The sequence below is a fragment of the Xanthobacter sp. genome (assembly GCF_041911315.1).
Classification (GTDB): Bacteria; Pseudomonadota; Alphaproteobacteria; order Rhizobiales; family Xanthobacteraceae; genus Xanthobacter; species Xanthobacter aminoxidans.
In genome coordinates this window covers 1-6,782 of the sequence record NZ_JAYRPE010000084.1, presented here as the reverse complement: position 1 = coordinate 6,782, position 6,782 = coordinate 1, and the positions used below count along the sequence as shown (strand labels likewise).

Sequence of the window (6,782 nt, the reverse complement as noted above, 5' to 3'; positions counted from 1 at the left end):
CGCGCCCCCCGCCGCCGCCGGCACCCCCGCGCCTGCCGCCGGCGATGCCACGCCGACGCAGCCGGTGGCCAAGCCCGCCCCGGTGCCGCCCGATCCGACCATCGTCGCCGCCCGCGAGAAGATGGAGGCGGCCCGCTCCGCCCTCGATTCCATCGACGCCGCCCTCGCGGTGGAGGGCCTGCGCCCCGGCGACCTCGACGAATTGCGCCAGCGCCTCGATCCGGCCCGCAAGGACCTCGCCGCCGTTTCCGACCAGATCGCCCCCCGCGTCGCCGACGCGGAGAGCCGGCTCAGCGGCCTCGGCCCCAAGCCCGCCGAGGGCGCCACCGAGGAGCCGACCGTCGCCGCCGACCGCGAGCGGCTCACCAAGATCTCCGCCGAACTCGGCGCCGTCCTGAAGCAGAACCGCGCGCTGGTGCTGCGCGGCGACCAGATTTCCGACCGCATCAGCTCGCGCCGCCGCGCCTTGTTCACCGGCCAGCTGTTCGAGCGGGTGGATTCCGTCCTCGATCCGGACCTGTGGACCAACGCCTTCAACGCGCTGAATTCCGAGTTCCGCGCCCTGCGCTACTTCGGCAACGACTGGCGCGCCTATTCGGTGCGGCGCCTGTCGCCGCTGGCCGTCATCGGCATCGTCATCGGCGGCCTTGCCATCATGGCGGCCGTGGTGGCGGGCGGACGCCTGCTGCGCAAGCGCCTGCGCACCCCCGCGCCGGCCGAGGGCGAGAGCTTCACCCGCCTGCGCGCGGCGCGCGAGGCGATGAAGGTCCTGTTCCTCAACGCCACGGTCGCGCCGGCCGCGGCCATGGCCGCCATCGCCTTCATCGGCGCCTTCGAGATCATTCCGCCCCGCGCCGAGGAGCTGGTGCAGGGCATCCTCATCGCCATCTTCATCAAGGCCATCGGCAACGCCGTGGGCCGCGCCTTCCTGGCGCCGAACGAGCCGTGGCGCCGCCTGCCGCCGCTCTCGGACGGCGCTGCCGCCCTCACCTTCCGCTATTTCTCCTTCACCGTGTGGACGCTGGCCATCGCCGCCGCGCTCAACGCCCTGCACCGGGTGCTGTTCGCGCCCGTGGGACTGACGGTGGTGACGAGCGCGATCATGTCGCTGCTCATCGCCGGCTTCATCTCGCGCTTCCTTGTCGGCGCCGCCCGCGCGGAGGCCGATGCGGATACGACGAAGGACTCGGCGACCACCGACGCCGCGGCCATCGCCGCCACCGGCCCGGCACCGGCACCGCCGCGCTACATCCGCCTGTTCGTGTGGGTGGCGGTGTTCGCGCTCCTCGGGGCGCTGGTGGCCGGCTACATCAGCTTCGCGGCCTTCGTCGCCGCGCGCATGGTCATCGCCGCCGCCGTGCTCGGCGTGCTCTATCTGCTCTACGCCCTCATCGATGCCTTCTTCGGCGAGGGGCTTTCGGCCGAGACCCATCGCGCGCGGATGATCTCCAGCATGCTGGGCCTGAAGCCGGAGCGGGTGGAGCTGATCGGCGTCATCGCCTCCGGCCTGCTCAAGCTCCAGCTCTTTGTCGTCGCCGCCTTCCTCATCGTCGGCAGCTGGGGCACCTCCACCGCCGACATGATGGAGACGGTGGAGCGCGTCTCCTTCGGCGTGCGCATCGGCAACGCCACCATCACGCTGTGGAGCGTGGTCTATGCCGTGCTGCTGCTGCTCGTCAGCCTCGCGGCGGCGCGCGGGCTGCAGAAATGGGTGTCGAGCGCGCTGCTGCCGCGCACCGGGCTGGAGCCCTCGCTGCAATCCTCCATCTCCACCATCGTCGGCTATGTGGGCACCATCATCGCCGTGATGGTCGCCATGGGGCAGCTGGGGCTGAACCTCGAGAACATCGCGCTGGTCGCCGGTGCCCTCTCGGTCGGTATCGGTTTCGGCCTTCAGTCGGTGGTGTCGAACTTCGTCTCCGGCCTGATCCTGCTCGCCGAGCGACCGATCCGGGTGGGCGACACCATCAACGTGAAGGGCGAGGAAGGCTATGTGCGACGCATCTCGGTGCGTTCCACGGAGATCGAGACCTTCGAGCGCGCCACGGTGATCGTCCCCAATGCCGACCTCATCACCGGCATGGTGAAGAACTGGACGCACTCCAACACCACCGGCCGCATCATCGTCGCCGTCACCGTCTCCTATGACAGCGACCCGGAGGAGGTGCGCGACATCCTGGTCGGCTGCGCCTGCGACCATCCGCAGGTGCTCCAGACGCCGCCGCCGCGCGTGTTCCTGATGAAGTTCGCCGACGCGGGCATCGTGTTCGAGCTGCGCTGCGTGGTGGCCAACGTGGACTATGCGCTGACCGTGAAGAGCGACCTGCACTTCCAGGTGCTCTCGCGCTTCCGCAAGGCGCATGTGGGCATGGTGGCCCAGCCTTGGGCGGCGCTGGCCCGCGCCCCCCGCGACATGGTGCCCCCGCCGCCGTCGCCGCCCGATCCGCTGCAATAGGCCGGGGCCGGGAGGGCCGGGCGCGCTAACGCTTCCTCAACCCTCCCGGCGCACAAGACAGGGGGAATGCCGGGGGGCCGCCCCCCGAAAGCCCGCCCGAAAAGGCCAGCCGGAAGCCGAGACATGCGCGAACAGATCCTCCGCCGCTCCCTCCTCGCCGGTGCCGGCCTTGCGCTTCTCGCCGTCCTCGCCGGCTGCGCCACCACCGAGCAGATCGACACCCAGCCGGCCTTCTACATCAACCTCGCCAAGACCGGTAAGCCGGTGGACGCCGCCGCCGCGGCCTCCCTCCTCTCCGACTACCGGACCGCGCGCGGCCTGCCGGCGGTGACCATCGACGACACGCTGAGCCGCCTCGCCCAGGACCAGGCCAACGCCATGGCCAAGGCGGACAACCTCTCCCACGAGGTGGGCGGGCGCAATTTCATCACCCGCATCAAGGCCTCCGGCTATGACGCGAAGCGGGCGGTGGAGAATGTGGGCGCCGGCTACCACACTTTGGCCGAGGCCTTCTCCGGCTGGCGCGATTCCCCCTCGCACAACAAGAACATGCTGGAGCCGGGCGTGACCCGCATGGGTATCGCCACGGCCAACGCCCCCAATTCGAAATACAAGGTCTATTGGGCGCTGATCCTCGCCCAGCCGGACGACGCCTCGCGCTGAGGGACTATTGCCCTAAAGGCCCGTGCGCTTGACTCACGGGCCTTCGGTCAAGCCCGCGCGGCGCCTGAGCGTGGCCCGCACAGCCTAGATCGAAGGCCGAGGCCGATGGCATGACAGCCAAGCTGCGCATGTTCGTGATCGTGCGGTACGGGCGGAGGGCTTTCCCGCCGGGCCTTTCTCTGGCCTAATCAGCGCGTTGATACGTGACAGGCAGGAGAGGAAGATGAAGCGGATCGCTTTCGTCGTGTGCGCCCTGAGCGTCCTCGCCGGCCCGGCGCTCGCGTGCCCGGGCATGACCAACGCCTCCATCGGCGACACCACCACCACCGCCAGCAATCCGGTGACCCAGAAGGGCGGCTGATTTCGGCGCGCGCGCCTCGGCTTCCTCCCGGAAGGAACCTCCGTTCCCCGGCCCTCGGGCCGGGGCTTTTTTATGCGCGGAACGCAAAAGGCCGGCGGGATGCCCCGCCGGCCTTTTCTGTTCCTTGGCCACGCTCATGCGCCGCGCGGGCTGAACGCGGGCCCCCTGAGGCAAGCTCACGGGCCCGCCGCGCCCTCACATGTGGATGGCGCGCTTCTCCACGGCCATGGCCGCTTCCTTCACCGCTTCCGAGCGGGTGGGATGGGCGTGGCAGGTGCGGGCGAGGTCTTCCGACGAGCCGCCGAACTCCATCAGCACCGCGCATTCGTGGATCATCTCGCCGGCCTCGGGGCCGATGATGTGGGCGCCGAGCACCTTGTCGGTGGCGGCGTCGGCGATGATCTTCACGAAGCCGTCCGTGGTGTTGTTCACCTTGGTGCGGCCGTTGGCGGTGAAGGGGAACTTGCCGACCTTGTAGGCGACGCCCGCCGCCTTCAGATCGTCCTCGGTCTTGCCGACGGAAGCGACCTCCGGGAAGGTGTAGACCACGCCGGGGATCACGTCATAGTTCACATGGCCCGCCTTGCCGGCCAGCTGCTCCGCCAGCGCCACGCCCTCGTCCTCGGCCTTGTGGGCGAGCATGGGGCCGACGATCACGTCGCCGATGGCGTAGATGCCGGGCACGTTGGTGGCGAAGTGGTGGTCGGTGACCACGCGGCCGCGCGCATCCTTGGCGACACCCGCCTCCTCCAGCCCGAGGCCGGCGGTGAAGGGGATGCGGCCGATGGCGACCAGCACCACGTCCGCCTCCAGCACCTCGGCCGCGCCGCCCGCGGCGGGCTCCACCGAGACCTTCAGGGTCTTGCCCTTGGTGTCCACGCCGGTGACCTTGGTGCCGAGCTTGAAGGTGAAGCCCTGCTTGTCGAGGATGCGCTGGAAGGACTTGGCCACGTCCGAATCCATGCCGGGCAGGATGCGGTCGAGGAATTCCACCACGGTGACCTGCGCGCCGAGGCGGCGCCACACCGAGCCCAGTTCCAGGCCGATGACACCCGCGCCCACCACGACGAGCTTGCCGGGCACCTTGGGCAGCTTCAGCGCGCCGGTGGAGGAGACGATGCGCTCCTCGTCGATGGTCACGCCCGGCAGCGGGGCGACGTCGGAGCCGGTGGCGATGACGATGTTCCTCGTCTCCAGCACCTCGACCTTGCCGTCGGCGTTGAGGGTGACTTCCACCTTGCCGGGGCCGAGGATCTTGCCGGCGCCCATGTAGACGTCGACCTTGTTCTTCTTCAGCAGGAACTCGACGCCCTTCACGTTGCCGTCCACGCCACGGTCCTTGAAGGCCAGCATGGCGGGCAGATCGAGCTTGGGAGCCGGAACGCCGATGCCCATCTCGCCGAACTTGTGGCCGGCTTCCTCGAACAGCTCGGAGGCATAGAGCAGCGCCTTGGAGGGGATGCAGCCCACGTTCAGGCAGGTGCCGCCATGGGTGCCGCGCTTCTCCACCACCGCGACCTTGAGGCCGAGCTGGGCCGCGCGAATGGCGCACACATAGCCGCCGGGGCCGGTGCCGATGATGATGAGATCGTAGGACATGGTTTCCTCGGTTCAGGTATCACTCGGCCGCAGGACGGTCGGCAAGCGCCTCCGCCTCGAGCCGCAGGGCATCGGCGCAGAAATCGATTTCCTCGCCGTCTGGGCAGATCCATTCGAGGCTCGATCCACCAGAGCCCACATGGGCGGTGGCGAAGAAAGCCGGATCGGAAAGGGGGCGGGTCGCCTCGCCCCAGGCGAATTTCTCTGAAAAGTCGAGGGTCGCGGAAAAGCCGTCCGCATAGGTCAGCCGGACCAGCGGAAAGCGGGGCACCTCGACCGAGACGATGGTGTTTCCGAGCTTCATCCGATCTTCCCCGGCGACTGGCGCACCACGGCCTTCTTCCAGCAGGTCACCAGTTCGTCTTCATGGGCCTTTGCCCAATCCAGAACCGCCCTCAATTTGGGGGCGGGCAGCGATCCTTCCAGCACATCCCAGCTGTTCAGCGCGATCAAGGCCTGATGCTCGGCGAACCGGGCGTGGAATGCGGAGGCGGATGATCGCTGAAGAAGAACTGGATGGTCACGCCCTCCACGATGGCCACGGTCGGCATTCTCATTTCCGTTCGGAGGGGGGATCAGCCGGAACGAGGCGCTCGAGCACGACTAGAAAGACCAGTCCCAATACCACCGCGCCGGCAAAGAAAGCGAAGGCCCAGACTTGCTCGGGGAAGCTCTGGCCCATCATCAGCCCCGGGCTGGCCATGATGATCTCGAACGCCCGTCCTCCGAACCAGCCGCTGAAGGCCGCGCAGACGGCTCCCGCATAGGCGAGAAGAAGGATGGCCAGACGCTTCCGGTGCCTGGCCATCCCTCACATCCTCACAGATCCAGCACGAGACGCGCGGGATCTTCCAGGGTCTCCTTCACGCGCACCAGGAAGGTCACGGCCTCGCGGCCGTCGACGATGCGGTGGTCGTAGGAGAGGGCGAGGTACATCATCGGGCGGATCACGATCTGCCCCTTGATCACCACCGGGCGCTCCTCGATGCGGTGCATGCCGAGGATGCCCGACTGCGGCGCGTTGAGGATGGGGGTGGACATCAGCGAGCCGTAAATGCCGCCGTTGGTGATGGTGAAGGTGCCGCCCTGCATCTCCTCGATGCCGAGCTTGCCGTCACGCGCCTTGCGGCCGTAGCCGGCGATGGCCTTCTCGATCTCGGCGACGGAGAGCAGGTCCGCGTCGCGCACCACCGGAACCACGAGGCCCTTCTCGGTGCCCACTGCGATACCGATGTTGTAATAGTTCTTGTAGACGAGATCCTGGCCGTCGATCTCGGCGTTCACCGCCGGAATGTCCTTCAGCGCCGCGATCACCGCCTTGGTGAAGAAGCCCATGAAGCCGAGCTTGGTGCCGTGCTTCTTCTCGAAGGCATCCTTGAACTGGCTGCGCAGGCTCATCACCGCGGTCATGTCCACGTCGTTGAACGTGGTGAGCATGGCGGCGGTGTTCTGGGCGTCCTTCAGGCGGCGCGCGATGGTCTGGCGCAGCTTGGTCATCTTCACCCGCTCCTCGCGGGCGGCGTCGGTCGGCGCGGAGGGCGCGCGCACCGCCACAGGGGCGGCGGCGGGAGCCGCCGAAACGCCCGAAGCGATGGCGGCCAGCATGTCGCCCTTGGTGACGCGGCCGTCCTTGCCGGAGCCGGCGACGTCGGCCGGGTTCACGCCGGTCTCGGCGGCGATGCGGCCAACGGCCGGGCCGTTGCT

General features: G+C 68.6%; 8 protein-coding genes. 3 read left to right on the top strand and 5 right to left on the bottom strand.

Annotated elements, in window-relative coordinates:
• The 3 genes from ACE3QW_RS24080 to ACE3QW_RS24070 all read left to right on the top strand — a co-directional run.
• Positions 1–2,455: DUF3772 domain-containing protein (locus ACE3QW_RS24080; protein WP_374254539.1), on the top strand; the 2,455-nt coding region annotated here is incomplete at its 5' end.
• Between the two features lie 123 nt (positions 2,456–2,578).
• Positions 2,579–3,118: a CAP domain-containing protein gene (locus ACE3QW_RS24075; protein WP_029555888.1), complete on the top strand. Its 540-nt coding sequence runs from the start codon at positions 2,579–2,581 to the stop codon at positions 3,116–3,118.
• Positions 3,119–3,341: 223 nt separating this feature from the next.
• Positions 3,342–3,479, top strand: coding sequence for a hypothetical protein (locus ACE3QW_RS24070; protein WP_155982391.1), 138 nt, complete (start codon positions 3,342–3,344; stop codon positions 3,477–3,479).
• Between the two features lie 195 nt (positions 3,480–3,674).
• Here ACE3QW_RS24070 and lpdA read toward each other — a convergent pair whose 3' ends face one another.
• From lpdA to odhB, 5 genes are all read right to left on the bottom strand, one after another.
• Complete coding sequence (lpdA, locus tag ACE3QW_RS24065) at positions 3,675–5,078, bottom strand: dihydrolipoyl dehydrogenase (RefSeq protein WP_374254537.1); 1,404 nt, start codon at positions 5,076–5,078, stop codon at positions 3,675–3,677.
• Positions 5,079–5,097: 19 nt separating this feature from the next.
• Entirely contained in the window at positions 5,098–5,382 is a 285-nt protein-coding gene (locus ACE3QW_RS24060; RefSeq protein WP_250168732.1) for a DUF2442 domain-containing protein, read from the bottom strand.
• The gene (locus ACE3QW_RS24055; RefSeq protein WP_374254541.1) at positions 5,379–5,654 is read right to left on the bottom strand and encodes a DUF4160 domain-containing protein; all 276 of its coding nucleotides are present in this window, start codon (positions 5,652–5,654) and stop codon (positions 5,379–5,381) included. Before ACE3QW_RS24055 ends, ACE3QW_RS24060 begins: the two co-directional genes overlap by 4 nt.
• On the bottom strand, positions 5,632–5,886 hold the full coding sequence (locus ACE3QW_RS24050) for a hypothetical protein (RefSeq protein ID WP_250168734.1): 255 nt from the start codon (positions 5,884–5,886) through the stop codon (positions 5,632–5,634). Before ACE3QW_RS24050 ends, ACE3QW_RS24055 begins: the two co-directional genes overlap by 23 nt.
• Before the next feature lie 11 nt (positions 5,887–5,897).
• The coding region (gene odhB, locus ACE3QW_RS24045) for a 2-oxoglutarate dehydrogenase complex dihydrolipoyllysine-residue succinyltransferase (protein ID WP_374254535.1) at positions 5,898–6,782 on the bottom strand (885 nt) is incomplete at its 5' end.